Annotated in this window: 2 protein-coding genes; both read left to right on the top strand. The window is 48.3% G+C overall.

Going from position 1 to position 937, the window contains the following annotated elements:
* On the top strand, positions 1-440 hold a 440-nt coding region (locus tag AC1D1X_RS24475; protein ID WP_477699510.1), incomplete at its 5' end, for a hypothetical protein.
* 106 nt (positions 441-546) lie between these two features.
* A partial coding sequence (locus AC1D1X_RS24470) for a hypothetical protein (RefSeq protein ID WP_477699509.1) occupies positions 547-937 on the top strand: 391 nt, incomplete at its 3' end.

Genomic DNA, 937 nt, shown 5'->3' with positions numbered 1-937 from the left:
TCGATAAGCTGGGTGATTTCGAGAGGCGTAGAAGCAAGCAGCAACTCGCAGGGGAGATTGGGTCGGTCATAACTCGATCAATCATTGCCGGCGATTCGACACTTACAGATCCGTTGAGGCCGCTAATCGCAGAATTTCGGCTTCTGATGCAGCAAGGAATTAGTGTTGAGAATTCTGGGAGCATTACGCATCTAATCGAACAGAAGGAGGCTCAAGATTTGATTGCGCGTCGCGGGATACGGATGCGAACGCACGACGCAATGTTTTCTCGAACTAGCGATTCCGATGATGCCGAACTGATGGCGCATAAAGCTCGAAGGGAGCGCGCAGTGCCCGCAGTCCCATCGAGTGAATCTCCAAAAAAGAAAGTGGTAGCGAAGAAATCTCCTACCAGAAAAGCCCCAGTAAAGAAAGCTGCAAAGGGGCGACAGAAAAAGTAATAGAACACGGAAGAAAGGCCAACAACAACTAGTCGATTTGTTGATGGCTCAAAGGCCACAATTCGCCAACTAACCTCCATCCCCGCCCAATTCTTAAGGTTGAGTAATGCACTTCGAACGCCAGGGTGGGCCACCAGATCTGCCATCTGAGCTTCATCAGGTGGTTCTAGGTCTTCCAGGAGGGCGTAGCCTTGACGCAAATAAAAATATCGAATCAAAAGGCGGAAAGTTTCCGGACTTTGCGTGCTTCAACGAGCTGATGCTAATCGAAATGAAGCACCTCGAAAGTGACCAATCAGAGCGATTGAATGAAGTTCTTGATCAACTTATTGATGAAAAAGAGCGTCCCCTATTCTTCGGGTCACGCGAAGTTGGCCCCATGCTCGAGTCCATGAGTAATGCAACCGAGATCAGTTTGGCGATTGCGAAAAAGCTTGGAGGCTCGGTCGAAAAAATTCTTAGAACTGCAAATACTCAATTCAAAGAATATAGGGAGC

This window comes from Polaromonas sp. P1_G4, assembly GCF_056405475.1.
Note: the sequence above shows the minus strand (reverse complement) of the source record. Positions and strands in the feature narration are given on the sequence as shown.